At 63.8% G+C, this 25,172-nt stretch carries 27 protein-coding genes (1 of these 27 only partly in view); 7 read left to right on the top strand and 20 right to left on the bottom strand.

What is annotated here, in order from left to right; genetic code table 11:
* Positions 1–142: 142 nt before the first annotated feature.
* The 8 genes from ABZN20_RS11235 to ABZN20_RS11200 all read right to left on the bottom strand — a co-directional run bounded on the left by ABZN20_RS11235 (position 143) and on the right by ABZN20_RS11200 (position 9,238).
* Positions 143–2,479 (bottom strand): nitric oxide reductase activation protein NorD, encoded by a 2,337-nt coding sequence (locus ABZN20_RS11235; RefSeq protein WP_367025313.1) that lies wholly within the window; start codon positions 2,477–2,479, stop codon positions 143–145.
* Between the two features lie 133 nt (positions 2,480–2,612).
* Complete coding sequence (locus ABZN20_RS11230) at positions 2,613–4,580, bottom strand: cellulose binding domain-containing protein (protein WP_367025312.1); 1,968 nt, start codon at positions 4,578–4,580, stop codon at positions 2,613–2,615.
* A 288-nt stretch (positions 4,581–4,868) separates the two neighbouring features.
* Positions 4,869–5,675: a CbbQ/NirQ/NorQ/GpvN family protein gene (locus ABZN20_RS11225; protein WP_218808640.1), complete on the bottom strand. Its 807-nt coding sequence runs from the start codon at positions 5,673–5,675 to the stop codon at positions 4,869–4,871.
* A 103-nt stretch (positions 5,676–5,778) separates the two neighbouring features.
* On the bottom strand, positions 5,779–6,096 hold the full coding sequence (locus ABZN20_RS11220) for a CcdB family protein (protein WP_218808641.1): 318 nt from the start codon (positions 6,094–6,096) through the stop codon (positions 5,779–5,781).
* Positions 6,096–6,332 (bottom strand): type II toxin-antitoxin system CcdA family antitoxin, encoded by a 237-nt coding sequence (locus ABZN20_RS11215; protein WP_218808642.1) that lies wholly within the window; start codon positions 6,330–6,332, stop codon positions 6,096–6,098. Before ABZN20_RS11215 ends, ABZN20_RS11220 begins: the two co-directional genes overlap by 1 nt.
* Positions 6,333–6,468: 136 nt before the next feature.
* The gene (locus ABZN20_RS11210) at positions 6,469–6,825 is read right to left on the bottom strand and encodes a ribulose bisphosphate carboxylase small subunit (RefSeq protein ID WP_367025311.1); all 357 of its coding nucleotides are present in this window, start codon (positions 6,823–6,825) and stop codon (positions 6,469–6,471) included.
* Between the two features lie 25 nt (positions 6,826–6,850).
* Entirely contained in the window at positions 6,851–8,272 is a 1,422-nt protein-coding gene (locus ABZN20_RS11205; protein WP_367025310.1) for a form I ribulose bisphosphate carboxylase large subunit, read from the bottom strand.
* A gap of 384 nt (positions 8,273–8,656) precedes the next feature.
* A complete protein-coding gene (locus tag ABZN20_RS11200) occupies positions 8,657–9,238 on the bottom strand; it encodes a DedA family protein (RefSeq protein WP_218808645.1) in 582 nt (193 codons plus the stop codon).
* 106 nt (positions 9,239–9,344) lie between these two features.
* Between ABZN20_RS11200 and ABZN20_RS11195 the strand changes: the two genes are divergently transcribed.
* From ABZN20_RS11195 to ABZN20_RS11170, 6 genes are all read left to right on the top strand, one after another.
* On the top strand, positions 9,345–10,388 hold the full coding sequence (locus ABZN20_RS11195) for an AAA family ATPase (protein ID WP_367025309.1): 1,044 nt from the start codon (positions 9,345–9,347) through the stop codon (positions 10,386–10,388).
* Between the two features lie 23 nt (positions 10,389–10,411).
* Positions 10,412–11,053: an orotate phosphoribosyltransferase gene (pyrE, locus tag ABZN20_RS11190; protein WP_367025308.1), complete on the top strand. Its 642-nt coding sequence runs from the start codon at positions 10,412–10,414 to the stop codon at positions 11,051–11,053.
* A gap of 4 nt (positions 11,054–11,057) precedes the next feature.
* Entirely contained in the window at positions 11,058–12,089 is a 1,032-nt protein-coding gene (locus ABZN20_RS11185; RefSeq protein ID WP_367025307.1) for a DUF4124 domain-containing protein, read from the top strand.
* A gap of 132 nt (positions 12,090–12,221) precedes the next feature.
* Positions 12,222–13,391 carry a bifunctional 3-hexulose-6-phosphate synthase/6-phospho-3-hexuloisomerase gene (hxlAB, locus tag ABZN20_RS11180; protein WP_367025306.1) on the top strand — a complete coding sequence of 390 codons (1,170 nt, stop codon included), beginning with the start codon at positions 12,222–12,224 and terminating at the stop codon, positions 13,389–13,391.
* A gap of 197 nt (positions 13,392–13,588) precedes the next feature.
* A complete protein-coding gene (locus ABZN20_RS11175) occupies positions 13,589–14,065 on the top strand; it encodes a DUF6763 family protein (protein ID WP_367025305.1) in 477 nt (158 codons plus the stop codon).
* An 81-nt stretch (positions 14,066–14,146) separates the two neighbouring features.
* Positions 14,147–15,184, top strand: a complete 1,038-nt coding sequence (locus tag ABZN20_RS11170; protein ID WP_367025304.1) for a ribonuclease Z — start codon at positions 14,147–14,149, stop codon at positions 15,182–15,184.
* A 74-nt stretch (positions 15,185–15,258) separates the two neighbouring features.
* Here the strand turns inward: ABZN20_RS11170 and ABZN20_RS11165 are convergent, their stop codons facing one another.
* From ABZN20_RS11165 to ABZN20_RS11140, 6 genes are all read right to left on the bottom strand, one after another.
* Positions 15,259–15,912 (bottom strand): hypothetical protein, encoded by a 654-nt coding sequence (locus tag ABZN20_RS11165; RefSeq protein WP_367025303.1) that lies wholly within the window; start codon positions 15,910–15,912, stop codon positions 15,259–15,261.
* Positions 15,913–16,401: 489 nt separating this feature from the next.
* Positions 16,402–17,883, bottom strand: a complete 1,482-nt coding sequence (nhaD, locus tag ABZN20_RS11160) for a sodium:proton antiporter NhaD (RefSeq protein ID WP_367025302.1) — start codon at positions 17,881–17,883, stop codon at positions 16,402–16,404.
* 134 nt (positions 17,884–18,017) lie between these two features.
* Positions 18,018–18,317, bottom strand: coding sequence for a hypothetical protein (locus tag ABZN20_RS11155; RefSeq protein ID WP_367025301.1), 300 nt, complete (start codon positions 18,315–18,317; stop codon positions 18,018–18,020).
* Positions 18,318–18,355: 38 nt separating this feature from the next.
* The gene (locus ABZN20_RS11150) at positions 18,356–19,075 is read right to left on the bottom strand and encodes an HAD family hydrolase (protein WP_367025300.1); all 720 of its coding nucleotides are present in this window, start codon (positions 19,073–19,075) and stop codon (positions 18,356–18,358) included.
* Positions 19,062–20,018 carry a nucleotidyltransferase domain-containing protein gene (locus tag ABZN20_RS11145; protein ID WP_367025299.1) on the bottom strand — a complete coding sequence of 319 codons (957 nt, stop codon included), beginning with the start codon at positions 20,016–20,018 and terminating at the stop codon, positions 19,062–19,064. The genes ABZN20_RS11150 and ABZN20_RS11145 overlap by 14 nt, the downstream gene beginning before the upstream one ends.
* Positions 20,008–20,502, bottom strand: a complete 495-nt coding sequence (locus ABZN20_RS11140) for a flavin reductase family protein (protein ID WP_367025298.1) — start codon at positions 20,500–20,502, stop codon at positions 20,008–20,010. Before ABZN20_RS11140 ends, ABZN20_RS11145 begins: the two co-directional genes overlap by 11 nt.
* A gap of 66 nt (positions 20,503–20,568) precedes the next feature.
* On the opposite strand from ABZN20_RS11140, the gene moaC reads away from it, so the two are divergent.
* Positions 20,569–21,072, top strand: coding sequence for a cyclic pyranopterin monophosphate synthase MoaC (gene moaC / locus ABZN20_RS11135; protein WP_367025297.1), 504 nt, complete (start codon positions 20,569–20,571; stop codon positions 21,070–21,072).
* On the opposite strand, the gene ABZN20_RS11130 is transcribed toward moaC, so the two are convergent.
* The 6 genes from ABZN20_RS11130 to ABZN20_RS11105 form a co-directional block, all read right to left on the bottom strand.
* The gene (locus tag ABZN20_RS11130) at positions 21,027–21,545 is read right to left on the bottom strand and encodes a dihydrofolate reductase (RefSeq protein WP_367025296.1); all 519 of its coding nucleotides are present in this window, start codon (positions 21,543–21,545) and stop codon (positions 21,027–21,029) included. The genes moaC and ABZN20_RS11130 overlap by 46 nt on opposite strands.
* Positions 21,542–22,336, bottom strand: coding sequence for a thymidylate synthase (locus ABZN20_RS11125; RefSeq protein WP_367025295.1), 795 nt, complete (start codon positions 22,334–22,336; stop codon positions 21,542–21,544). The genes ABZN20_RS11130 and ABZN20_RS11125 overlap by 4 nt, the downstream gene beginning before the upstream one ends.
* 7 nt (positions 22,337–22,343) lie before the next feature.
* On the bottom strand, positions 22,344–23,132 hold the full coding sequence (lgt, locus tag ABZN20_RS11120; protein ID WP_367025294.1) for a prolipoprotein diacylglyceryl transferase: 789 nt from the start codon (positions 23,130–23,132) through the stop codon (positions 22,344–22,346).
* Positions 23,133–23,194: 62 nt separating this feature from the next.
* Positions 23,195–23,737 carry an NADP oxidoreductase gene (locus tag ABZN20_RS11115; RefSeq protein ID WP_367025293.1) on the bottom strand — a complete coding sequence of 181 codons (543 nt, stop codon included), beginning with the start codon at positions 23,735–23,737 and terminating at the stop codon, positions 23,195–23,197.
* Positions 23,730–24,461 carry a 2Fe-2S iron-sulfur cluster-binding protein gene (locus ABZN20_RS11110; RefSeq protein WP_367025292.1) on the bottom strand — a complete coding sequence of 244 codons (732 nt, stop codon included), beginning with the start codon at positions 24,459–24,461 and terminating at the stop codon, positions 23,730–23,732. The genes ABZN20_RS11115 and ABZN20_RS11110 overlap by 8 nt, the downstream gene beginning before the upstream one ends.
* 38 nt (positions 24,462–24,499) lie before the next feature.
* A protein-coding gene (locus ABZN20_RS11105) for an NAD(P)H-dependent oxidoreductase subunit E (protein WP_367025291.1) crosses the window boundary here: on the bottom strand, positions 24,500–25,172 show its end. The gene runs 1,160 nt beyond the window's last position; 673 of the gene's 1,833 nt are visible here — the last part of the coding sequence; its start codon lies off the right edge, out of view; it ends in the stop codon at positions 24,500–24,502.

Raw genomic sequence — 25,172 nt, 5'->3', positions numbered from 1 at the left:
AGAGCAGCGGAGCTGACTCGGAGAGCAGCGGAGCTGAATTTGGCGGATGCGCTGCCGCTTATCCGCCCGACGATCCTCCATTTTCTTTTTCAAGACAGACTCTGAGAGCCGATCCGCCCGGTTTCGCATCTCGACGGCCGGCTCAGGCCGTCAGGCTGGCGAACAGCATGGGCAGCCGTTCGGGCAGGCGCTGCACGCGGTCCACCACCGTATAGCGGTTGGGGCCGAAAATCCGGGAGACGTAGTCGTCGGCTTCCGGGTCTAGCGTCAGGCAGTAGGTCATGATGCCCGAAGAGGCCAACTCCTCGACCGCCTTTCGGGTGTCGAAGCGGAGATACTGCGGGTCGCGCTCGTCGATGTCGGCGGGTTCGCCGTCGCTGACCAGGAGCAGCAGTTTCTTCTGTTGCGGCTGGTGTCCAAGATGGTGCGCCGCATGCCGCATGGCGGCGCCCATGCGGGTGGAAAGCCCGCCCTTCATCCCGGCGAGGCGGGACTTGGCCTGGTCGTCGAAGGGCTGGTCGAAGTCCTTGAAGCGGTAGTACTGCACGTCGTGGCGGCCGTCGGAGGCGAAGCCGTGGATGGCGAAGGGATCGCCGATGCCGTCGATGGCCCAGGCCAGCAGGGTGCAGGCCTCGCGCGCCAGTTGGATGACCGGCCGGTCGCTGCCGGGCGGGGTCTCGTTGGTGGATTCCGACAAATCGAGCAGCAGCAATACCGCGAGGTCGCGGGTCTTGCGGACGGTGCGGATGTTGATGCGGGGGTCGGGCATCTCGCCCAGGCGGATGTCGATCATGGCCCGGATCGCGGCGTTCAGGTCGATCTCGTCGCCGTCCTCCCGCCGCCGCTGGCGGATCACGCCCTGCGGCTGCAGGGCATCGATGATATGCTTGAGGCGGCTGGCGATGGGCTTGTATTCGAGCAGTATCCGCTCGATCAGGGCCGGGTCCTCCTTGGCCTGACGCCGCTCCAGCACGGTGGCCCAGTTGGGGCGGTGCAACTGGACCTGGTAGTCCCATTCGGGGTAGTGGTAGGGGTCGCTGACGGGCTCCTTGCCTTCCAGTTCGTTGATGGTGCAGCCTTCCTGATCGAGATAGAACGGCGTTTCCAGGGTCCAGACCTCCTGGGCGTCGTCGCCGGCCAGCTCGCAATCGATCTCGTCGAGCATCTCCATCAAGGACACCTTCCTGCGCACCTGGCGCTGGCTGGCGGCGATGTAGTCGGCCTCGGCCCATTCGGTTTCGCCGAAGGTCCAGAGGAAGCGGTTGTCGTCCCGGTAGGGCACGCCGAAGCTCTCCAGGAGGCGCAGCGAGGGCAGTCCCCACCGATCCTTGATGCGGTTGGAGAGGGTGACGCCCAAGCCCCAGCTCAGCCGGTTGTCGGCCGGATCCTTGGCCAGCGCGGCATGGAAGGATTCGCGCATCTCGGCCACGATCGGATCGTCGGTCCGTATCCGTTCGTCGAGCAGGGCGTGAGCCAGCCGTTCCAGCCAGAGCAGCATCGGGTCGACGTTGCGTTCGCCGCCGAGGGCGGTTTCGAACAGAGGCGCCCAGAGCTGTTTGAGTCCCGGGAATTCGCGGACCGCCAGCGCCTCCACGCGGGCGTCCTCGAACAGCCCGATCAGGAACATCTGCACCGGCGTCAGTTGCTCCGCGGACAGCGGGCGGGTGGTGTAAGCCAGGTGGGCAGCGGCATGGGCGGCGGTTGCCCGATAGAGTTCCTTGCCCGGCACCGGGCCGAAGTCGTCGTACGCATCGGGTACGAAGATCACCCCGTGTTCGATGTACGGTTTGTAGCCTTCGCGCGTCTCGAAATCGCCGGAGGTCGGGCGCAGGTAGAAATCGCGGCCCCACAGTGCGCGCAGATAGAAGTTCAGCTTGCGCTGGGTGTCGACGAACAGGGTGCCGCGCCGCTCCTGCTGCATCACCGCGAGGCTGTCGGCGGTCTCCAGCGCGAAGTATTTGGCCAGGGTTTCGAAGTCGCGGGCATGGGCCTGGGCGCCCCACAGCGCCCAGCGCCGCAGGCCCCCCAGGGTCAGTTTGTCGAACAGCGGGTCGAGGTGATCCAGCATCGGCCTAAGGCCCCGGGGCGCCTTGGCCGAAAGCTGATGGACCAGCCCGAGGTACTGCCGTAGCAGTTCGGCGTCGCCCAGCCGCCTGGCCGCGGTCGGCAGGCTGTCGAACAGCCGCTCGATCACCGCCCCGCTGACCATGGACGCCAGTTTCATCACGCCGGTGACGACGTCCGGGATCACCTCGTCGCCGACTTCCTTGCACACCAGCGGCATCTGCTGGACATAGCCCAGCACCAATCCGGCGCCGCGCCCGAGTTCGGAAAGCGCCCGCGCCCCTTCGATGTAGTTCTTGAGGGCGCCCGGCGACATGACCCGCGCGGCTTCGTGAAAGCTCGCCCCCAGTGTGTCCTTGACGTGGGGATCGAGCCGTTCGAGATGTTCCTGGTAGTCGCTCAAGTTCAAGCTCATGGCGCCGTCGACCATTTAATTGCAGAGAAGCCTAGTTTATCGCAAGGATTGGCGGCCTTCGCCGCGGCGCAATGAGGAAAAAAAGGAGCGGACTCGCGTCCGCTCCCTTGGCTTGACGCTTCAAGTGCCGACGTTACAGGCCGAGGTCGGTGACGAAGCGGTTGGTGTAACCCCAGGCCGGCACGCTGGGGACCGAGCTGCAGATCGGCGAGGCCGAGCTCTGGCTGCACGGCGTGTCGCGGTCGACCGACCAGAAGTGGATGCCGGCGATGCCGTTGGCGAGCGCCCATTGCACCATGGTGCCGGTGTCCTGCAGCGAGAACAGTTCATCGGCGACATCGTTCACGCCGATCATCGGTGTGAGCTCGATCCGCTCGTAGGGGATGCCGTATTTGGCCGTCAGATTCTTGGCCGCCTGGATGGCGGTCTGACCCATGTCGCACTTGCCGTTCACGACCACGCAGTTGCCGGCGTTGGCCGTGCCGTAGTCCATGACCATCAGGTTGATGGTGTAGTTGGCGACACCGTATTGCTGCACCGCCTTGACCACGTTGTACCCGGTGACGTTCAGGTCGCCGTAGGGGTTCGACGTGGCGGTCCCGTTGGACGATCCCAGCGTGGCCACCGTGAAGCTGAAGCGCAGGTTGGGGTAGTCCGACTGCACCGCGGCCACCTGCCGGACCAGGCTGGCGATGGCGGCCTGGCTCTGGCCGGCTTCGATGTCGAAGTCGATGCCCACCAGGCGGCTCGAGGCATAGCGGTTGATGAAGGCCCGCATACCCGTTTCGCTCGAACAGGTGAAAGCGCCCGCCGCACCGCCGGTGGAGACGACGTAGTCTATTCCGGCGTCGACGAAGGCTTGCAGGTTGGCCTGGACCAGGGCATCGGGCTGGATGCCGGCCCAGTTCTCGCTGCCGCATTCGCCGGTCGCGAAGGCCCAGGTCACCGCGGGTACCTTGGCCGGCAGCACGCTGAGGAGCGGCGACAGCGTGCCGGTCACCGCGGTCGACATGACGTTGGTGTTCCAGTTCATCGAGATCGTCACGTCCTTGTAGGGGCTGAACAGCAGCCCGCCGGCGCCTCCGGTCGGCGGGGTGGTCGGTGCCGGCGTCGGACTCGGCGTCGCCGAGGCGACCGGAGTCGGGGCCGGGGTGGCCGTCGGATTCGGCGTCGGGTTCGAATTCGGCACCGAGGGTGCGAACAGCACCGTCACCGTGGAATCCGCAGCGGCTGCCTTCTGCAGGTTGGCCGGCGAACCGCCGTTGAAGCCGCTTGCCGCCACGTCGCCGGGTGCCAGGGCCGCCGCCCAGGATTTCGGCGTGAGCGTCGCGGTGCCGTCGCTGGCGATGCTGACCGAAAAGTTCCACGGTCCGCTCTTGAACACGTCCTGGGCAGTGGCTGCATCGGGGAATTTCAGCGGTGCCTGCCAGCCGTTGGCGCCGGCTTGCAGTGTGCTAGACGACAGGTTTTTCACCGCGACGTTGCCACTGTAACCGCCGTCCCACGAACTGCTGATGGAAAACAGCACTTCCAGTTTCGGGCTGGCTGCCGGGGCCGGTGTGGCCGAAGGCGCCGGTGTCGGCGTGGCCGATCCGCCGCCCGGGTAGCCGGCTTTCAGGTTGGCCAGGGTCTGCTGGGCCGACTGGGACGTCATGGCCGAGATCACGCAGGGCTGGCCGTTGAATTTGCAGTTGGCCAGATCGACGGAGGTGTCGAACGCGCCATTGGCGTTGAAGCCGATGTCCAGCACGCTGTTTGCGGCCACCTCGCCGCTCCAGGAGGGCGACGTGAGGGTGAACGTGCCGGTCCCGGCATCGAAAGCGGCATCGGCGTTCCAGAAGGAAGATACCTGTGCCTGCCGGCCGAGGCCGGCCGACTGGAACGTCAGCGTCCAGCCGCCGCTGACGGCGTCTGGCACCCAGATTTGCAGGGCGCCGGTGTAGCCGGCCCAGGAATCGCTCGCGGTGCCCCAGGACGAGGAGGCACTGATGATGGCATTGGGAACCGGTGCGGGCAGTGTGGCGGCCCGCGCCGTGGTTCCCTCCCCCAAGGCGGCCAGCAGGGCCAGCCCGGATAGGGGGGCAAGAAATCTTGTGTTCATTTGCTCAACTCCTTCTTGGATTTTCCAAGTTCGATGACGCCGGATGGCCATTGCGGCGGCGATAGAACTATAAAAAGCAAATAGTCCCCGTGGAAAACGCATGTAAATGGCATTAACCACACCCGTATGACATGCGTCGGGCGGAATGGTTGCGCTCGATGACGGTTTTTGCCGTGTCGCTGAAGAAATGTAGTGAAGAACGGAGAGAGAGGAGCGAATCCGCCGGTGCGGAGCGGCACGGGTGTTTGGGCCGCGGGAGGGCAGGGCAGGCGCCCTGCCTCTAGCGGGTCAGAAAAACGTCGCTACGGCGGCATCCAGCGTATCGCGCATATCCGGGTCGTCGGTGAGCGGGCGGACCAGGGTCATCATGCAGGCCGCCCTGGGGTCGATGCCCTTGGCGATCAGGTGGCCGGCGTAGACCAGCAACCGGGTCGAGATGCCTTCGTCCAGACCGTGGCCCTTGAGGTTGCGGGCGCGATGGGCGATCTGCACCAGTTTTTCGGCGATCTTGGGATCGACGCCGGTTTCGTGTGATACCACGTCCACCTCGACAGCGGTTTCGGGGTAACCGAAGTCCAGCGCGCCGAAGCGCTGCTTGGTCGATTGCTTGAGGTCCTTCAGCAGGTTCTGGTAACCGGGATTGTAGGAAATTACCAACTGGAAATCCGGGTGCGCATGCACCAGCTCGCCCTTCTTGTCCAACGGCAGGGTGCGGCGGTGGTCGGTCAGCGGGTGGATGACCACGGTGGTGTCCTGGCGGGCCTCCACGACTTCGTCGAGATAGCAGATGGCGCCGATGCGGGCGGCCAGGGTCAGCGGACCGTCCTGCCACCGGGTCCCGGATGCGTCGAGCAAGAAGCGGCCCACCAGGTCCGAGGCCGTCATGTCCTCGTTGCAGGCCACGGTGATCAGCGGGCGCTTCAGCTTCCAGGCCATGTATTCCACGAACCGGGTCTTGCCGCAGCCGGTCGGCCCTTTCAGCATCACCGGCATGCGCGCGGCGTAGGCGGCTTCGAACAGCGCCACTTCATCGCCGGTGGGGCGGTAATAGGGTTGTTCCTCGATCAGGTACTGGTCCGCGGTTTGTGCGGTCATCGATGCATGCTCCTTCTGGGGGAAATCGACTGTGCAGATTACCCCGAATTCCGAATCGGAGTAAGAGTAAGGATAAGCTGGAGCGAGGGGGCGGCTGACGCGTTCAAATTCCTGTCAGAAGGATGTCCAGCGCGGCGAGGACGGTTTCCCGCGCTTGGCGCAAATCGCCGATTTTGAGCGGGAGTCGTTTTCTGGGGACGCCTGTCAGTTCCGGCGTCACCAGCACCAGGGGCCGGCCTTCGAATTCCAACACCGGCATCAGGCCGCGGACCGGAGGCACGTCGACTTCGGCGGGATCGTAGAGGGGGATGAGAACGGTCGTTTTCAAGACGGCCAAGAGGTCGCTCTGTATCTCCAGCAGATACGGAATTCGTTGGTTCGTGTGCGGGTCCGGGTTGGGATAGACATCGAATTGAGCCATCAGAAACTGCGCCAGCCGTCACCGAATACTCCGGTTTCCTCGATGCGCCGATTGTAGGCTTCGATGGCGCTGAGATTTTCCGCAAGCCACTGCTCTTGTTTTCGGGCTCTGACCAGTTCGGCCAGATGGGTTTCGAAGGTTTGCGAAAGATTGATGTTCAGGGCTTTGGCTTCGCGCAACAGCTCGGCGTTGGCCGAGAGATTGACGGCTTTCTTGGCGGCGGTGGGGGAAGGCATGGCGTGTCTCTTGCGCGTGGTTTGTGCGCAGAAATTATGCGCACTATTGTCCGCGGGCGCAATTGCCTGAAAAAAAGCCCCTGCCCGGTTTCCCGTGCAGGGGCTATTCACTGTGGGCTTGCGTGCCGGAGGGGAATCAGACCGACGGCCCCCGGTAGATCACCATGGCCGCGCCCTGGCTCTGCTTGAAGTTATCGTAGCCGACCAGGCGGACGTGGTTGTGCGGATGCGCTTTGTGGCAGGCTTCGGCCTCGGCCAGGATCGCATCGACGTCGGTTTCGCCGAACATCGGCAGCTTCCACATGTACCAGTAATGATCGAACGCGTTCTCCGGCTCGGTGTGCTCCACGGCCGGGTTCCAGCCGCGGCTGACGATGTATTCCACCTGACGGCGGATCTTCGCCGGGTCCATCGGCGGCAGGTAGGAGAAGGTCTCGAACTTGCGCGAGCCGCTGTCGGACAGGCTGGATTTGTAGTCTTGCATTTCGCTCATGGTATTTCCCGAATCCTCTTGAAGCTTACCGGTGGGCCACGTCGAGCTTGTCGACGGTGTCGAACTCGAACTTGATTTCCTTCCAGGTCTCCATCGCGGCCTTGAGTTCCGGGCTGCTCTTGGCGGCTTCGGTCAGGATTTCCTTGCCCTCCTTCTCGAGCTGGCGGCCTTCGTTGCGGGCTTCCACACAGGCTTCCAGCGCCACGCGGTTGGCCGCGGCGCCGGCCGCGTTGCCCCAGGGATGGCCCAGGGTGCCGCCGCCGAACTGGAACACCGCGTCGTCGCCGAAGATCGAAAGCAGCGCCGGCATGTGCCAGACGTGGATGCCGCCGGAGGCGACCGCGAATGCGCCGGGCATGGAGCCCCATTCCTGGTCGAAGAAGATGCCGCGGCTGCGGTCTTCCTTGATGTGCTTTTCCCGCAGCAGGTCGATCCAGCCCAGTGTCGACTGGCGGTCGCCTTCCAGCTTGCCCACCACGGTGCCGGTGTGCAGATGGTCGCCGCCGGACAGGCGCAACATCTTGGTGAAGACGCGGAAGTGGATGCCGTGGTTGGGGTTGCGGTCCATCACGGCGTGCATGGCGCGGTGGATGTGCAGCAGCATGCCGTTGTTGCGGCACCAGTTGGCGAGGCCGGTGTTGGCGCAGAAGCCGCCGGTGATGAAGTCGTGCATGATGATGGGCGCGCCGATCTCCTTGGCGTATTCCGCACGCTTGTACATCTCTTCCGGGGTCGGCGCGGTCACGTTCAGGTAATGGCCCTTGCGCTCGCCGGTTTCGGCCTCGGCTTTCTCGATCGCCTCCATGACGAAGTCGAAACGCTGGCGCCAACGCATGAACGGCTGGCTGTTGACGTTCTCGTCGTCCTTGGTGAAGTCGAGGCCGCCGCGCAGGCACTCGTAGACGGCTCGGCCGTAGTTCTTGGCCGACAGGCCCAGCTTGGGCTTGATGGTGCAGCCGAGCAGCGGACGGCCGTACTTGTTCATGATGTCGCGCTCGACCTGGATGCCGTGGGGCGGGCCGCCGCAGGTCATCACATAGGCGATGGGGAAGCGCACGTCTTCCAGGCGCAGGCCGCGCACGGCCTTGAATCCGAAGACGTTGCCCACCAGCGAGGTGAACACGTTGACGACGGAGCCTTCTTCGAACAGGTCGATCGGATAGGCGATGAAGGCGTAGAACTGTTCGTCCTGGCCGGGCACGTCCTCGATCCGGTAGGCGCGGCCCTTGTAGTAATCGAGGTCGGTCAGGAGGTCGGTCCAGACGGTGGTCCAGGTGCCGGTCGAGGATTCCGCGGCCACGGCGGCGGCGGCTTCTTCGCGCGGCACGCCGGGTTGCGGGGTGATCTTGAAGACCGCCAGAAGATCGGTGTCGGCGGGGGTGTAGTTCGGGTCCCAGTAGGTTTCGCGGTATTCCTTGACGCCCGCGTTATAAGTTTTGACAGCCATGGTTTTCTCCTACTCGTTTAACGTGAAAGCGGCAGCAACCTTGCTCACCCTCTCCCTCTGGGAGAGGGTCGGGGTGAGGGGAACGATCATGGCGGGCAGTTACTTTCATCATCCAGGGCGGCTGGTCGCCATGATCGTTAGCAGAGCGCTGTGGCAATGAACCGCCGTTCCCTAGCCGGCATCGGGCCGATCCCTTTTCGCGAGGCACTATAAGCGCTGGCATCCATAAACGGAACTAAATTGTCATAATAACGACAATAAGCGCACGTTATGCTAAAAGACCCGCAGTGCCGGGTGAGGGCAGATAGCATAATCCATCCGGTCCCATCGCTCCAAACCCGGCTTGCGACCCTCCGTGCGCGGGGAAGCCCCGGCCGCGGCGAATCAGTCGTCCGCGGCGCCGTTCCGGTTGCGGTCGCCGATGTGTTTCCACCGGTAGAGCGCCAAGCCCGAACCGATGACGAACAGCCCGCCGACCAGCAAGGATTCGTACTGGCGCAGATCCTCGATCATGCCGGCGACGGCTTTCCCGAACACCAGCCCCAGCCCCGTCGTTGTCACCGCCCAGACCGCCACCGCGATGACGTTGACCGTGAGATAGCGGGCCGGCGAGAAGCGGCTCATGCCGATCAGGATCGGCGTCACCACCCGCAGGCCGTAGAAGAACCGGAAGCCGAAGATGAAGTAGGAATGGTAGCGGTGGAACAGGGTCGACGCCCTTTCCACCGCCGGCGTCAGCGAGGGGAAGCGGCGCAGCAGCGCGTCTCCGTGCTTATAGCCCAGCCAGAAATACCCCTGGTCCGCTGCGAGCGTCACGGCGAAGGCCACCATGACGATATGGAGGAACGAAAAGTAGCCGCGGCCCACCAGGAAGCCCGCGATCAGCAGGACGGTCTCGCCCTCCAGGAGCAGCCCGACGATGAGGGCCGGGAAGCCGTATTCGGTGATCAGCGATTCCAAAGACATACGGGCGTATCCGCCTGGTGGCTGAAACGATCGAATTCTAGATGGCCAAGGTTAAGGCTGCGTGTAATGGGCCGCGGTGAATGCGAGGCCGCGGACACGATTTATAATGTCCGCCCCGAACGAACAGCCAGCCTATGCCAAACGCATGAATGCCAATCCTCAATCCCAGGCGGCGCCGGTGTCCGCTGCGCAGCGGGATCTCCAGCGGCTCCGGACTTATCTCAACGCCCAGATCATCGGCCAGAGCGACCTGGTCGACGCCATGCTCATCGCCCTGCTGGCGGACGGCCACATGTTGGTCGAAGGCGCGCCGGGGCTGGCGAAGACCCGGGCGATCCACGTCTTGAGCCGCGGCGTGGAAGCCGATTTCCAGCGTATCCAGTTCACTCCCGACCTGCTGCCGGCGGACCTGACCGGCACCGAAATCTACCGGCCCCAGGACGGCTCGTTCCATTTCCAGCCGGGTCCGCTGTTCCACAACCTGGTGCTGGCCGACGAGATCAACCGTTCCCCGGCCAAGGTGCAATCCGCGCTGCTCGAAGCCATGGCGGAACGGCAGATCACCGTGGGCCGCAAAACCTATCCGCTGCCGGGTTTGTTCCTGGTGATGGCCACCCAGAACCCGATCGAGCAGGAGGGCACCTATCCCTTGCCGGAGGCGCAGCTCGACCGGTTCCTGATGTACGTGCGCATCGGCTATCCCAGCGCGGACCAGGAGAAGACCATCCTCCACCTGGTGCGCGGGGAGGCCCGCCAGCCGGAGCGCAAGGCCGCCGATGCGATGGCGCCGGTGAACCAGCAGACGCTGTTCGCCGCGCGGGAGGAAGTGCTCGGCGTCTACATGACCGAGGCGCTGGAGGATTACCTGCTGCAGATCATTCTGGCCACGCGCGAGCCGGCCCGCTACGGCGACTCCCTGGCGCGCTGGATACTCTACGGCGCCAGCCCGCGCGCCACGCTGGCGCTGGACCGTTGCGCCCGCGCCCGCGCCTGGCTCGACGGCCGCGACTTCGTGACGCCCGACGACATTCAGGCCCTGGCGCCGTCCATCCTGCGCCATCGGCTGATCCTGAGCTATGAGGCGGAGGCCGAAGGGGTCTCCACCGACCAGGTCGTGAAGGACCTGCTGCGGCGGGTCGCCGTGCCTTAACCCTGAGTTTCCGTATCCGTTTCATGCAGACCTATCAGAAAGACTTCATCGATTTCGTCCTCGGCTGCGAGGTGCTCCGCTTCGGCGATTTCACCCTCAAATCCGGACGGCAGAGCCCTTACTTCTTCAATGCCGGATTGTTCAACACCGGTGCCCGGCTCGGCCGGCTGGGCGAGTTCTACGCCCAGACCCTGACTGCGGGCGGCGTCCGGGCCGACGTGCTGTACGGCCCCGCCTACAAAGGCATCCCCCTGGTCGCCGCCACCGCCATCGCCCTGGCCAGGGCCAGCGGCGAAGAAATTCCCTACGCCTTCAACCGCAAGGAAGCGAAGGACCACGGCGAAGGCGGCACCCTGGTGGGCGCGCCGCTGCAGGGCGAAGTGCTGATCGTCGACGACGTGATCACCGCCGGCACCTCGGTGCGGGAGTCGATCGAGATCATTCGCGGGGCCGGCGCCAGGCCTTGCGGCGTGCTGATCGCGTTGGACCGGGAAGAGGTCGGTCAGTCCGGAAAATCCGCCGTGCAGGAGGTTCAGGACAGCTTGGGAATTCCGGTCCACGCCATCGTCGGTTTCCGCCACCTGATCGATTACCTGCGCGGCTCGGGCCGGGCCGGGGAGCTCGTGGCGCTGGAGGCCTACCGCAGCCGCTACGGCACCGCCTGAACCCATGGCCGCTTCGGCGCATTCCGTCGCCTGTGCCGGAACAGCGCTTCCCGCGCGGGTGACGGGCCTGGCGCTGTGCGCATTGCTCGCCATGCCTTGGCTCGCATCGGCGGCCACCTACAAATGGGTGGATGAAGAGGGGCGCGCCCACTATTCGGACAGCGTTCCTCCCGAACGGAGCCGGCAGAAGCATTTCCGCCTCGACGGTCAGGGACGCCAGGTCGAGATCATCGAGGGCGCCAAGAGCCCGGAGACCCTCAAAAGGGAACGGGCGCTCCGGCATCTTCGGGCGGAAACGGCACGTCTCGTCGAAGAGCAGCGCAACCGCGACGGCGCGCTGCTGCGAACCTATGTCAGCGAAGAGGACATGCGGCTGGCTCTGAACGACCAGATCACCCGGAGCGACGCATCCGTCCACATCCTGGAAAAATACCGGGCACGGCACGCGGACATCCTCCGGACCCAGGAAAAGCGCGCCGCCGACATGGAACGCCAGGGCCAGGCCGTCGCGGCGCAAGTCCTGAAGGCGATCGAGGACGAGCGCCGCCGGATCGCGGATTACGAAGACAAAATCCGCGTCCTGGAAGACAAGAAACGCATCATCGCCGACCGTTTCGGCCGCGACATCGAGCGTTTCCGCTCGCTCAGGGCGGAACAGGCGCGCGCCAGCCATGGCGCCCTCGGCGAGGTGTTCGCGGGCGACGGCGGCAGCGGCGTGCTCAGCGCGGTGGCCTGCTCCGCCGAGGCGGTCTGCGCCAAGGCCTGGGCGCTGGCGCGCAGCTACGTGCTCGGCAAGACCGATACGCCGTTGGCGATGGACACCGAACGCCTGGTGTACACTTCGGTTCCGCTGTCGGACCAGGAAATCGCCCTGACCCTGGCGCGCATCGCAGGACCGGAAGAAGAAACGGTTTTCCTCGACATCCGCTGCCGCCAGTCGAGCCTCGGCCGCGAGCTGTGCACGAGTCCCCGCGTGCAGGAAATCCGCGCGGGCTTCCGCGCCAGCGTCGAGGCGGGAATGGGGGCCGTTCCCTGAAGGAAAAGCCCCGCGGTTCTGGACCGGGCTTTAACCGCTTGGCAAACTTGCCGTCCGAAAGCGGACGGCTCGATCCCGGCGTTCCGGGCATCGCCCCAGCTCACAAAAAAAAAGTCTATTGGAGGATCGCTCATGGCAAGACCACTCATTCAGTTGGCCCTGGATTCGCTGGATCGCAACCAGACCCTCGAACTTGCGCGCCTCACGGCGCCTTACGTCGACATCTTCGAGATCGGCACGCCCTGCATCAAGCACAACGGCATCGAAATCGTCCGCGAGCTCAAGCGTCGTCATCCGGACCGGCTCATTCTGGTCGATCTCAAGACCATGGACGCCGGCGAATACGAGGCCGCGCCGTTCTATGCCGCGGGCGCAGACATCTGCACCGTGCTCGGGGTGTCGGGACCGGCGACCATCGCCGGCGTGGTCAAGGCGGCTCAGGCGCATAACGCGGAAGTCCAGGTCGATCTCATCAACGTGCCGGACAAGGCCGCTTGCGCGCGAGAGGCTGCCAGGCTCGGTGCGCAGATCATCGGCGTGCACACCGGTCTCGATGCCCAGGCCCAAGGCCAGACGCCGTTCGCCGATCTCGAGAGCATCGCCCGCCTGAAGCTGCCGGTCAGGATCTCCGTGGCCGGCGGCATCAATCAGAATACCGCCTCGCGGGTCGCCAAGGCGGGTGCGGACATCGTCGTGGTCGGCGCGGCGATTTACGGGGCGCCCTGTCCCGTCACCGCCGCCCGCACGATCCGCGAGCTGCTGGACGGCGCCCACCACAAGTTCATCGTGTCGAAGATCGGCGGCGTGCTCGGCGCGACCGACAAGACCCACGAGGCGCGCCTGACCGGCCTGCTCGAACGTTCCCGCCGCATCTTCGTCGCCGGCGCCGGGCGTTCGGGGCTGGTCGGCCGTTTCTTCGCCATGCGCCTGATGCACGGCGGCTATCAGGCCTACCTCGTCGGCGAGATCGTGACGCCCAGCATCCAGAAGGGCGATCTCCTGATCGTGATCTCCGGTTCGGGCGAAACCGAAACCATGATCGCCTACACCAAGAAGGCCAAGGAACAGGGGGCCAACATCGCGCTGATTTCCACCCGCGACAAGTCCACGATCGGCGACATGGCGGACATGGTGTTCCGGATCGGCACGCCCGAGCAGTACGGCAAGGTGGTCGGCATGCCGATGGGCACTACCTTCGAGCTTTCCACCCTGGTGCTGCTCGAAGCCACCATCTCCCACATTATCCATACCAAGAAGATCCCGGAAGAGCAGATGCGGACGCGTCACGCCAATCTGGAATAGGTCTTGGGATTGGGGCATCCAGCCGCGATTCGACGGGGGGCCGGCTTTCACACCGGCCCCCCGTCGTTCGGGCAGGAAATCACCCATTGACTGACACTTCAGGGGGGCGAGTGTCGCCATAGCCTTCGGGCGGTGCTAACGTGTACTTGCCAGCCAAGCTTTTTCGCGTTTCACAGCGTGGTAATAGGAGGTACGCAATGAACTCCGAAGCTGATCCGATCGTCGGCAACTGGTACCGGCATCTGGACAAGGGGCAGTCGTTTACTGTCGTCGCCATCGACGACGACGCCCGCACCGTCGAAATCCAGCATTTCGACGGCGACCTGGAAGAGATCGACCTCGACACCTGGTACCTGCTTCCGATCGAACTCATCGAAGAACCCGAAAACTGGAGCGGCCCGATGGACGTCGCCGAGCTGGACGATCTCGGCGGCACCGAGATTACCGACACGCGCCCCGAGGACTGGTCGGAACCGCTGGAAGAAGTGGTCAAACAGGAAGAGCGGCCGGCGGAAGAGATTTCGGAAGAAGCCGGGGAAGAAGAAGCCCTGTTCGAGGAAGAAGGGCCCGAGACGATACCGCTGGAGGCCGAGCCGGCGGCGGAAACGCCCGAAAAAACCGAGGAAGAGGAGCGGGCGAAGGGAGGCGGAACCGCCTATTCGGAAGACGAATAGCCTGCGGCTTCCCAACTTGGGCTCGATCGCGCTCTTGCTCCTGCGCTGAGAGGAACCGAACCGAACTCGAGAAACACCGCCGTGAAACCGGTCTTCCATGCCGCCCTGGTGAACGGCCCCTGTGGGGACCCGGCGGTCTACGTGGATTTCCTATTCGAGAAGCGCGCGGTATTGTTCGATCTCGGCGATATATGCGCGTTGCCGGTCCGCAAGATTCTGCGCCTGAGCGATGTGTTCGTATCCCATGCCCACATGGATCACTTCTTCGGATTCGACTGGCTGCTACGGCTGTGCCTGGGGCGCGATCTCCGCATCCGCATGTTCGGGCCGGTGGGTTTCCTGGCCCAGGTCGAGCACAAACTCTCGGCTTATACCTGGAATCTGGTGGGAACCTACGCCACCGATTTCTCCCTCGAAGTGACCGAGGTGCTGACCGAAACCCTCGGGCGCAGGGCATCGTTTCGCTGCCGCACCGCCTTTCGCCGGGAGGCGGAAACCGAATTTCCGATAGAAAATCTCCGGCTGCTGGACGAGCTCAATCTGGCGGTCGAATTTGCGGTCCTGGACCACGCAACGCCGTGCCTCGCGTTCGCCCTGCGGGAAAAACGCCACCTCAACGTGTGGAAAAACCGCCTGGCGGAACGCGGCCTGGAGCCGGGCGCCTGGGTGCGCGACCTCAAGCACGCCTTGCTGACGGGGCAGCACGAAGACACGCCGATCCGGGCGATGAGGCGTGACGGAGGCTGTTTAGGGGAGGCGGACTATCGCCTGGGGGAACTGGCCCGATCCATCGTGCATGTCTCGGCAGGGCAGAAAGCGGCCTACGTCACCGACGCCGTCTATCACGAGGAGAACGCAGGGCGCATAGTGGCACTGGCATCGGGTGCCGACCAGTTCTTCATCGAGGCGGTGTTCGGCGACGAACTCAAGGAGCGCGCGGCCCGGAAGTACCACCTCACCGCCCGCCAGGCCGGAACCATCGCACGTAGGGCCGGCGTCAAATTCCCCACGCCGTTTCATTTTTCGCCGATCTACCAGGGGCGGGAGTTCGAGCTGGAGCGGGAGTTCTGGCAAGCTTTCCACACGGCTGAGCCAGTGGCGGACTCCAAATTTACTTGACTAGGGCGAGTCGGAGCTGGCTGAGGAGCGCGAAGTTGCCCGCAACAGGCTCTTCAATGCCACATCTGGGCCAACTAAATAACCATGCGCCTTCGTAAATATCGGAAGGCCACGAAGCCAGTTAGTGCCAGGCTAAATGGGATGCTGAGTATGGCCGTGATTCGTTTGATCGAAAATCTTGCGCTAGAGTCGACGCCTACGCTAAGTGGTATTTTCAGTTTGTCTTCTTCTGAGGTTGAGTCTGCGCCACCTCTAATCAAGTAAATGGAGTAATACCCATTCTTGTTAAGTTCAAAATTCGATTCGATGATGCCTTTGGAATAAATTGTGGGTGGTACTGTCACCACCGTGCGTTGCTCCTTTGGGCTCCCTGCGTCTTCACTGCTGTCTGCGGACTGCTGCTCGGTGACTCTGATTACAATGGGGGATTTTCTGAGTTCGTTACCAACCAGGTCGGCTGTAAAAAATATCTTGCCTGGTGCTGGTATGTCATTGCAGTAAGACTGAAACAGCTCCCTTGTTATTCTTGCATCCCCTGATTGACCGGACGGTTGGACATGCAAGCTGAAATAAACCGAGAAAAAATCTGTGGCCCCGAGGCAGCCGACCCTGGCGTTTGTAATCTGCTGGGAGGGATTGTTGTTGTAGCCTGGACTGGTGCAAGCAGTTATTAGCGCCGTGCAAGCTATCAGAGCATAAAAGGGGAATTCTGGCCGAAAAGCTTTCATGGCATGCCTCGTTGGCCTGTATAAGGGGGACATAGGCCGGTAGAGCAATAAACCCCGCGATTTTGCAAAGCTTCATAACGAAGCTAAGAGACTCGATAGGGTTGGCTGCCTGTTTCGAGCAAAATGGTGCGCTCGGCATGAGCCGCCGTCAAGCGGTGTTGGGGGCACCGAAAAGAACGGTGCCTGGAGAATGAGCCGGCGGAATTCAAGGGTGCGGACCAAAGGCTGTCCCTGGTGATCGCCATCCTGAGAGCGTCCTGTGATGGTATCTTCACGACACGAAAGCCGGATTCTGAAAGTGGTTTCAGAGCCGAGCTTCGCCGCTCTCCAATTTCTTTTCGGACTATTGGCAGCGGGAGGTTTCAAAACGTCCGTTGCCCATTTGCCGCAGATCGGCGCCGAATTTCGTTTGCGGTGTGGCGTTATGTCATCCGTCTCGCCTGATTCTGGTGCAGCAGGTCGAGGGTGAAATAATCGAGGCTCACCGTCCTAGAAGTACGACCGGTTGATCAAGAAGTGTGCGCCGATGCTGGCGAAATAGCCCAGCAGGATCACCGGTCCCCATTTCAGGTGGGCGCCGAAGGAGTAGTAACCCTTGGTTTGGCCGAGCAAGCCGACCCCGGCGGCCGAGCCGATGGCGAGGAGGCTGCCTCCCACGCCGGCGGTGAGGGTCACCAGCAGCCATTGGCCCTGCGAGATGTGCGGGTCCATGGAGAGTACCGCCAGCATGATGGTGCCGTTGTCGATGAATGCCGAGGCGATGCCGACGAGGATGTTGGCAAAGGTGGTCCGGTCCGGATCGGCGTAGAGGAATTCGGAGATGTATTCCAGATAGCCGATGAAGCTCAGCCCGCCCATGCTCAACATCACGCCGTAGAAGAACAGCAAGGTGTCCCATTCCAGCCGGGACACTTTCTTGAAGATGTCGAACTCGTCCGCCTCCCCGATCGGTTCGTCCTGAGCGACGAGTTCGTCCGGGTCCGGGGTTTTGGGCGCAGTCTTCTTCTGCAGGTAGAAGCTGTAGAACTTCAGGTAGGTCAGCCCCGCCATCATGCCGGCGGCGGGAGGCAGATGCAGAAAGTTCTCGAAGCCTACCGCGGTGACGATGGTCAGCAGGAACAGCACGATGATGGGGCGCCCGCCGGTCTTGATCGGAATCCTTTTATCTACCGCGGCCGGCCGCTGGCGGGGGAGGAACAGGAACATGCAGGCCGCGGGCAGGGCAAAATTGACGATTGACGGAATCAGGAGATGGAAGAAATCCACGAAGGGCACTTTGCCGTTCTGCCAGATCAGCAGGGTGGTGATGTCGCCAAACGGGCTGAAAGATCCGCCGGCGTTGGCCGCAACGACGATGTTGATGCAGGAAAGCGTGACGAAGCGCGGACAGTCCTTGCCCAGCGCCATGACGACGGCGCCCATCAGGAGCGCCGTGGTCAGGTTGTTGCATACCGAGGAAATCATGAAGGCGAGGATGCCGGTCAGCCAGAACAGTTGCCGGTAACTGTATCCCTTGCCCAGCAGCCAGCAGCGCAAGGCCTCGAACACGTCGAGGTCTTCCATGGCATTGAGGTAGGTCATCGACACCAGGATGAACAGCAAGAGTTCCGCATAGGTCAGCAGCGAAGCGCGGAACGCCTCACCGGCCTGCTCCGGCATTCCGCCGCCCACGTAAACCGCCGCGACCAGGCCCCAGATCACGCTGGCGGCGAACACCATCGGCTTGGACTTCCGAAGTTCCGTCACCTCTTCGGCCATGGCGAGGAAATAGGCGAGGAAGAAGATCAGCACGGCAAGGTAGCCGGCCCAGTGCCGGGTCAGGTCCAAGGGGCCCACCGGGCCGTGATCGCCCGCAAGACAAAGCTTCGGCGCGCCGATGAAAAGGACGCATGCCGCCAGAACTGGAAACAGTATGCGCGTCAGGGGAAGCTCACGCAGATGGCGCCGTTGGGACAGGGAGAGGGACAGCATTCGGATTCCTGTTTGAAAGGCCTGGGGCACGCCGACCGGCCTGCGTCCGCAGTCGAAGATATCGATGAATTCGCGAGGCGGAGAACCAGGAACGGCGGCCGCTTCGGGGTCGGGGCTGGCGTTTGCTTTCCGCGTCAGAAGTGTTTTTCGTAAGGGGCATCGCCCTGTTTCAACATGACATTCGCACGGAACAGCGCGGCGAGCAGGGTTCCGACCAGCACCGAGGAGAGGTCCATCCCCAGGCCCAATAGGAAGGTATGATGGCGGAAGGAGTCTCCCAGCATGGGTTTCAGGACCAGATAGAGCCAGACGACGAAGCCGGCGTAATAGACGATTACGCCGCCAGCGGCCCAGGTGACCGGGGGCAGCTTCAGCCGCAGGGCGGTGCGGTAGAACCAGTAGGCAACGAAAAGGACGGCTATGGCGCCGATCATGCCAGTTGTTTCTCTCTCACGACAAAGGACGCTGCATCTTATATCAGAGTGGCGGCCTTGGGGTAAGCCTTGTCGGCCGATGTTCCCTGATTCCACAGCGCCGGCACGTCATTCAGGGAGGCCAGATGCAGCCGGGCGAAGCGCCGTTCGCGGGAGCTGGCCGGCCGCCGGCCGTTGACCAGCACGGCGAAGGTTCCTGCAAGGGCGGCGGATTCGATGCCCGCTTCCGAGTCCTCCAGCGCCAGACATTGGCCGGGCGCCAAACCCAAGTGGCGGGCGGCTTCGAGGTACAGGTCCGGCGCGGGTTTGCCCTGGGCGACCTGATCGCGGGTGACGATGAGCGGGAAGAGGCTCGCCATTCCCGACCGCTCCAGGCAGATGCCGGCGAAGCGGGCTTCGCTATTGGTCGCCAGTGCGTAAGGCAGGTTCCGTTCGCGGAAAAACCTCAACAGACTCTCCAGGCCGGGCATAGGAGCGATGCCATGGGCCTCCACGTGCCGGTGCCAGATTCGGGTGGCGATCTCGTCGAAGCGGCCGATATCGAGTCGCGGGCCGGCGTAGTCGCCGATCCGCTGCTTGACCGCATCGGCATGGCAGCCGAACAGCGATTGGCAGAAGGCTTCGTCGAGTTCGATCCCCAGCTCGGTGGCGGCGCCGCGCCAGGCGGCGACATAGGTCGCTTCGGTGTCGATCGCGAGGCCGTCCATGTCCAGGATGGCCGCACGCAGGCCGGCGATGGCGGAATCAGAGTGTGTCATCGTGAAGGACCCGGATGTATTCGCCGGGGGCTTCCCGGCTGCTGCCCACGATCAGGCGTTCGGTGCCGTCGGGAAGCGCTTCGATCAGGCCGGAGGCCTCGATCCTTTCCCCGGTCCGCGCCTGTCCGACATAGGTATGGGTGAAGCTCAGAATTTCGCCGATTCGGGGGTGATCGGTCCGGTAGCGGGCGGGGGATTCGAATGCCCGCCGGTCGTCGGTCACCGTGGCGCGCAAAATCATGGGGCCGCGCTTGGCGGCGGGTTGAACAGGGTCCAGGGGGCGAGGAAGAACCAGCGTCAGGTCGAATTTGGTGCCTTCGATCAAGCCGGCATTGAATTTTCGCCGCTCATGCCAGAGATAGTCCTCGAAGCCGAGCGTGCAGCCGCGGCGCTCGTAAGCCTCCCGCCAGTCCGCTTCTCCCGGCGCGCTCAGCCGACCGTCCGCCGTCGCTTTCGCCACCACGGCGCGCGCGGCGTCGAAGGTGCTCGGGTCGTAGACGACCAGGTCGATGTCGGAGGCCGGGGTCTGGGCGCCGATCAGGAGCGATCCGGTGAGGCCGAATTCCGCCAGGTTCAGCTCTTCCGCGGCGAAAAGCCCGAGCAGCCGGCAGGTCTTGGCTTCGAGGGAGCTGCAGGGCTGGCCTGTGAAGAGGGTTCGGACCCGGTCGCGGGGGCGGATGTGCCTGGCGACGCATTCGACCGGCACCGCCGGCAGCACGGCGTCCAGCCGACGTGAAAGGCGCAGATAATCCGGATGGTGTTCCTGCAGGAAGGCCGCGGCTTCCGCCGTGCCCAGCTTGCGCAGCCGGCCGTCGTCGGTCGGGACGTAGCGCAGGGTGCAGAGCAGCCGATCGTCTTCGGGGTTGCCGTCGACGATTGCGAAATGAAGTCCTTCCGCCGTCTGGATGAAGTCCTTCGGCAGAAAATCGGGTTCAGAAGCCATCGGGATACAGTGCGGCGGAGCCGTCCAGGTCGCCAGTGTCGCGGTAGCTCAGCGGCTCGCGCTCGGGAAAGTTGAGCCGGCCGTCGAAGACTCGGCCGACGGCCACCACGTGATCGCCGCTGGCCAGGGTCCCGGCGAGCCGGCACTGGAACCAGGCGATTGCATCCGCCAGCAAGGGAACGCCGCCTTGGCCGGCTGTCCACGCGATGTCGGCCAGCTTGTCGCTGTCGGCCGGTCGGGCGAAGTGCCCCGCCCATTCCGGCCGGTCTGCCGGCACCACGTTGATGCTGAAAAAACCGCCGGCCATCAGTTTCCGATAAGACTTGCAGACGGGGTTGATGCTGAGCGCTAGCATGGGCGGATCGAACGAGGTCTGCATCACCCAGGCCGCGGTAAAGGCATTGGGCCCTTCGGCGTCGGCGACGCCGATCGCATAGACGCCGTGGCTGATGCTTCGGAACAGCCGGGCCATTTCGAGGTTCATCGCGTTCGCCCCATCCGCGGATCAGGCACTAAAATACGCTCTTCGTTTCCCGCTACGGAGCCGAGCGTGCCCAAGCTCACCCATTTCAACACTGCCGGCGACGCCCACATGGTGGACGTCGGCGGCAAGCCCCGCACCACCCGCACGGCGGTGGCCGAGGGGTACATCGCCATGCTGCCCGAGACCTTGCGGCTCATCATGGCGGGCGGGCACAAGAAGGGCGATGTGCTCGGCATCGCCCGCATCGCCGGCATCATGGGCGCCAAGCGGACCGCGGACCTGATTCCCCTTTGCCATCCCATTCCGATCACCCATGTCGATCTCGCGCTGGAGCCTCAGCCGGAGGCCAGCCGCATTCGCTGCCAGACGACGGTCCAGACCGTCGGCCAGACCGGCGTGGAGATGGAGGCGCTGACCGCCACCCAGGTCGCCCTGCTGACCATCTACGACATGTGCAAGGCAGTCGACCGCGGCATGAGCATCGAGTCGGTGCGCCTGTTGGAGAAGATCGGCGGCAAGTCCGGTCATTGGCAGCACGACTCCGGCGAGGCGCGCTCCAGCACCACATAGCTGTAGGGCCAGGGGAAATCCGGATCGTCCCGGATATCTTCGCGGCCGATTTCGCGCCAGTCGCTGGCGGCGAATTCCGGAAAGAAGGTGTCGCCGGCGTAGTCGTGATGGATCAGGGTCAGATAGAGTTTCTTGGCCTGCGGCAGCAGGACTTGGTACACGGCGCTGCCGCCGATGACCATGAGTTCCGCAGCTCCGGCGCATACCGCCGCCAGTTCGCCGAGATCGTGCACCACGGTGCAGCCGGGGGCGGAAAAATCAACCGAGCGGGTCAGCACGATGTTCTGGCGTCCGGGCAAGGGGCGGCCGATGGATTCGTGGGTCTTGCGCCCCATGAGGATGGGCTTGCCCAGGGTCAGGGCGCGGAAGCGCTTGAGATCGGCGGACAAATGCCAGGGCATGGCGTTGTTCGCGCCGATGACCCGATTCTGCGCCATGGCGACGATGATCGAGATGTCCGGTAATCCCGTCACACGGCCACCTCGGCCTTGATGTGCGGATGGGCCTGATAGCCTTCGACGATGAAATCCCCGTAGCGGTAGTCGAACAGGCTGTCCGGCTTGCGGGCGAATTTCAGCGCCGGCGGCGCGAAGGGCTCGCGCTCGAGTTGCAGCTGCGCTTGCTCCAGGTGGTTCCGGTACAGGTGCACGTCGCCGCCGCACCAGATCAGTTCGCCCGGCGCGAGGCCGGCCTGCTGGGCCAGCATCGAGGCGAGCAGGGCATAGCCGGCGATGTTGAATGGCAGCCCCAGGAACACGTCCACCGAGCGCATCTGGAACATCAGCGACAGCTTTCCTTCCGTCACATAGCACTGGAAAGCATAGTGGCACGGCGGCAGCGCCATGGCTTCGACGTCGGCCGGATTCCAGGCGCTCACCAGCAGGCGGCGAGAGTCGGGATTCCGGCGCAGTTGCGCCACCAGCCCGGCGAGCTGGTCGACGGCGCTGCCGTCCGGCTTGGCCCAATGGCGCCATTGGTGCCCGTACACGGGACCCAGTTCGCCGTTTTCATCCGCCCATTCGTTCCAGATCGAGACGCCGTTCTGCTGCAGGTAGCGGACATTCGTGCTGCCCGAGACGAACCAAAGCAGTTCGTGAACGATCGAGGGGAGATGCAGCTTCTTGGTGGTGACGAGGGGCAGCCCCGCGCCGAGATCGAACCGCATCATGCGTCCGAACACGCTCAGGGTGCCGGTGCCGGTCCGGTCCTCTTTGGCGCTGCCGTGCTCGAGGATGTCGCGCAGCAGGTCGAGATAGGGGCGCATGGCACGTTCAGGCGGAGCGGCGGGCGTAGGCGGCGGCCAGCAGGACGATGCCGAACAGGATCATCGGCAGGCACAGGATCTGCCCCATGGTCAGCCAGCCGAAGGCGAGATAGCCGAGTTGCACATCCGGCAGCCGGACGAATTCGACGGCGAAGCGGAATGCGCCGTAGCCCAGCAGGAACATGCCGCTTACCGCCATTCGCGGCGGCGAGCGCAGGCTGAACCATTGCAGGATGACCAACAGGACCAGCCCTTCCAGAAAGGCTTCGTAAAGCTGAGACGGGTGGCGCGGGACGTCGCCGCCATTGGGGAAGATCATCGCCCACGGCACGTCGCTGGGCTTGCCCCAGAGCTCGCCGTTGATGAAGTTGCCGATGCGCCCGGCCAAGAGGCCGATAGGCACGTAAGGGGCGAGAAAGTCGGCAACGTCGAAAAACCGGATGCCCTGGGATCGGCCGTAGACATACATGGCGATCAGCACGCCGATCAGGCCGCCATGAAAGGCCATGCCGCCCTCCCATACGCGGAACAGCATCAGCGGGTCACGTAGAAAGCCGGAAAAGTTGTAGAACAGCGCATAGCCGACCCGTCCGCCGACGACCACGCCGATGGCGGCGTAGAACACCAGATCCTCGACCTGGGCCGGGGTGAACAGCGGTTTCGCGCTCCGGCGCACCCGCCGCCGCGCCAGTATCCAGGTGGCGGCGATGCCGATGACGTACATCAGTCCATACCAGTGGACCTTGAGCGGGCCGATGGCGACGGCGACGGGATCGATGGCGGGGTAAGTGAGCATCTTGTGTTCAGGTCTGTCAGGTGCCGCATGCGGCGCAGCATTGACTCACCATTATGCCACTATCAATCGTAGTGAATCAGCTCGCGCGGGAGAGACGGCTCCCGACCGGCTGCCAGATCGCTGAGGAACTTCCAGATCGTGTCGGCCGAAGGCGGGCAGCCGGGCAGGAAATAATCGACCTTCACGACCTCGTGGATCGGATGCACCTTATTAAGGAGCAGCGGCAGTTCGATGTCGTTGGGTATTTGCGGATTCTCGACGCCGATGCCGTTGAGATACGACTCGTCCAGGCACTCCTCGAGCGCGATGTGGTTGCGCAGCGCAGGCAGGCCGCCGTTGATGGCGCAGGCGCCGACGGCGACCAGGATCCGGCAATGCTTGCGGAACTCGCGAAGCGTGTGGACGTTCTCCGCGTTGCACAAGCCGCCCTCGATCAGGCCCAGATCGACTTTGTCGCCGCAGTGCTTGATGTCGGTCAGCGGCGAGCGGTCGAAGCTGGCGACCTCCGCCAGGGCCAAAATCCGTTCGTCGATGTCGAGGAGCGACATGTGGCAGCCGAAGCAGCCGGCTAGGGAAGTCGTGGCGACGGTGAGTTTTTCAGTCATGGCGGCTCTCCACGATCGGCTCCTCGCGTTCCAGGCTTTCTTCGGCGAGTGTGTGTCTGTCGTAGATGCGTTCTCCGATCGGCACTTCGAAGCCGCGTCGTTTCACCAGGATGGCTCCCACCGGGCAGACCTGTGCGGCCTTGTCGGTGGCGGCGATGGACGTGTCCGCGAGCTTGCCCGAAGGCGAATTCACGATCAGATGGGAGTCGATGCCGCGTCCGCCGATGGCGAACACGTTCTTGCCGTCCACGTCGCGGCTGGCGCGCACGCACAGCTCGCAGAAGATGCAGCGGTCGCGGTCGAGCAGGATGTCGGGATGCGAGCCGTCCAGCTCCCGCGCGGGATAGAAGAAGGGGAAATGGGCGTCGACCATGCCGAGGAAATAGGCGGCCGCCTGCAACTGGCAGTTGCCGCTCTTCTCGCAGGACGGGCACAGATGATTGCCCTCCACGAATAGCAATTGGGTGATGGTGCGGCGCAGTTCGTTCAGCTCGGCTGTATCGTTGAGCACATCCTGGCCGTCCGCCGCCGGAAAGGTGCAGGCCGAGCAATTACGGCCGTTGACCTTCACCGTGCACAGTTTGCAGCTTCCGTGCGGCTCGAATTCGGGGTTGTGGCAGAGGTGGGGGATATAGACGCCGGCCGCGGTGGCGGCTTCCATGAGGGTCTGGCCTTCGGTGTAGGGAATGGGTTTGCCGTCGATCTGGATGGAGGGTTTCGTCATGGCGCTCTCTTTACATATATAAGACGGGCGGAGTGTCCTTAGGTTTGCGTCAGGTGGGCATTCTCATCGTCCCGGCCGCTCAGGCGCCGGGCGATGGCGAGCGCTCCGTCCAGATCGAAGCCCGGTTCGAAGTCGATCGTTTTGAGCCGCTTCTGGTACAGCTCGGGGTAGCGTTCCAAGGTGCTGAGGATGGGGTTAGCGGCAGTCTGGCCTAGCCCGCAATGGCTGGTGCTCCGCACGAACCGTCCCAGTCGGGAAAGTTCAGCCAGATCGCCCGCCGCGCCGTGGCCGTCGCCGATCTTGTCCAGCAGGTTTTTCAGAAGCGAGGTGCCGACCCGGCAAGGCGTGCAGAAGCCGCAGCTTTCGTGGGCGAAAAAGTGGGTGAAGTTGCGGGCGATCTCCAGCACGTCCCGGGTCCGGTCGAACACGATGAACGAACCGCCGGTGGCGAGGTCTTCGAAGGCCAGTTTGCGGCCGAACTCCCTGTCGGAGATGAAAATTCCGGAAGGGCCGCCGATTTGGACCCCTAAGGTGTCGTCTGCGCCACAGTCGTCGAGTATCCGCGAAATGGTGACTCCGAACGGATACTCGTAGATTCCGGGCCGGCTACAGTCGCCGCAGATGCTCAGAAGCTTGGTGCCCTTGGATTTCTCGGTGCCGACCGAGGCGAACCACTCGCCGCCGCGCAGGGTGATGGCGGCGGCCGCAAAG

The organism is Methylococcus sp. ANG, assembly GCF_040730495.1.
GTDB lineage: Bacteria > Pseudomonadota > Gammaproteobacteria > Methylococcales > Methylococcaceae > Methylococcus.
Note: the sequence above shows the minus strand (reverse complement) of the source record. Positions and strands in the feature narration are given on the sequence as shown.

Coding starts and splice junctions, on each gene's coding strand:
- ABZN20_RS11235 (WP_367025313.1), bottom strand. CDS start 2,479: ATGAGCTTGAACTTGAGCGACTACCAGGAACATCTCGAACGGCTCGAT.
- ABZN20_RS11210 (WP_367025311.1), bottom strand. CDS start 6,825: ATGAGCGAAATGCAAGACTACAAATCCAGCCTGTCCGACAGCGGCTCG.
- nhaD (WP_367025302.1), bottom strand. CDS start 17,883: ATGCTGTCCCTCTCCCTGTCCCAACGGCGCCATCTGCGTGAGCTTCCC.
- ABZN20_RS11175 (WP_367025305.1), top strand. CDS start 13,589: ATGAACTCCGAAGCTGATCCGATCGTCGGCAACTGGTACCGGCATCTG.
- ABZN20_RS11150 (WP_367025300.1), bottom strand. CDS start 19,075: ATGACACACTCTGATTCCGCCATCGCCGGCCTGCGTGCGGCCATCCTG.
- ABZN20_RS11165 (WP_367025303.1), bottom strand. CDS start 15,912: ATGAAAGCTTTTCGGCCAGAATTCCCCTTTTATGCTCTGATAGCTTGC.
- ABZN20_RS11115 (WP_367025293.1), bottom strand. CDS start 23,737: ATGACTGAAAAACTCACCGTCGCCACGACTTCCCTAGCCGGCTGCTTC.
- hxlAB (WP_367025306.1), top strand. CDS start 12,222: ATGGCAAGACCACTCATTCAGTTGGCCCTGGATTCGCTGGATCGCAAC.
- ABZN20_RS11125 (WP_367025295.1), bottom strand. CDS start 22,336: ATGCGCCCCTATCTCGACCTGCTGCGCGACATCCTCGAGCACGGCAGC.
- ABZN20_RS11195 (WP_367025309.1), top strand. CDS start 9,345: ATGTCCGCCCCGAACGAACAGCCAGCCTATGCCAAACGCATGAATGCC.
- ABZN20_RS11185 (WP_367025307.1), top strand. CDS start 11,058: ATGGCCGCTTCGGCGCATTCCGTCGCCTGTGCCGGAACAGCGCTTCCC.
- lgt (WP_367025294.1), bottom strand. CDS start 23,132: ATGCTCACTTACCCCGCCATCGATCCCGTCGCCGTCGCCATCGGCCCG.
- ABZN20_RS11205 (WP_367025310.1), bottom strand. CDS start 8,272: ATGGCTGTCAAAACTTATAACGCGGGCGTCAAGGAATACCGCGAAACC.
- pyrE (WP_367025308.1), top strand. CDS start 10,412: ATGCAGACCTATCAGAAAGACTTCATCGATTTCGTCCTCGGCTGCGAG.
- ABZN20_RS11220 (WP_218808641.1), bottom strand. CDS start 6,096: ATGGCTCAATTCGATGTCTATCCCAACCCGGACCCGCACACGAACCAA.
- ABZN20_RS11155 (WP_367025301.1), bottom strand. CDS start 18,317: ATGATCGGCGCCATAGCCGTCCTTTTCGTTGCCTACTGGTTCTACCGC.
- ABZN20_RS11200 (WP_218808645.1), bottom strand. CDS start 9,238: ATGTCTTTGGAATCGCTGATCACCGAATACGGCTTCCCGGCCCTCATC.
- ABZN20_RS11140 (WP_367025298.1), bottom strand. CDS start 20,502: ATGAACCTCGAAATGGCCCGGCTGTTCCGAAGCATCAGCCACGGCGTC.
- ABZN20_RS11225 (WP_218808640.1), bottom strand. CDS start 5,675: ATGACCGCACAAACCGCGGACCAGTACCTGATCGAGGAACAACCCTAT.
- ABZN20_RS11230 (WP_367025312.1), bottom strand. CDS start 4,580: ATGAACACAAGATTTCTTGCCCCCCTATCCGGGCTGGCCCTGCTGGCC.
- ABZN20_RS11215 (WP_218808642.1), bottom strand. CDS start 6,332: ATGCCTTCCCCCACCGCCGCCAAGAAAGCCGTCAATCTCTCGGCCAAC.
- ABZN20_RS11110 (WP_367025292.1), bottom strand. CDS start 24,461: ATGACGAAACCCTCCATCCAGATCGACGGCAAACCCATTCCCTACACC.
- ABZN20_RS11145 (WP_367025299.1), bottom strand. CDS start 20,018: ATGGCTTCTGAACCCGATTTTCTGCCGAAGGACTTCATCCAGACGGCG.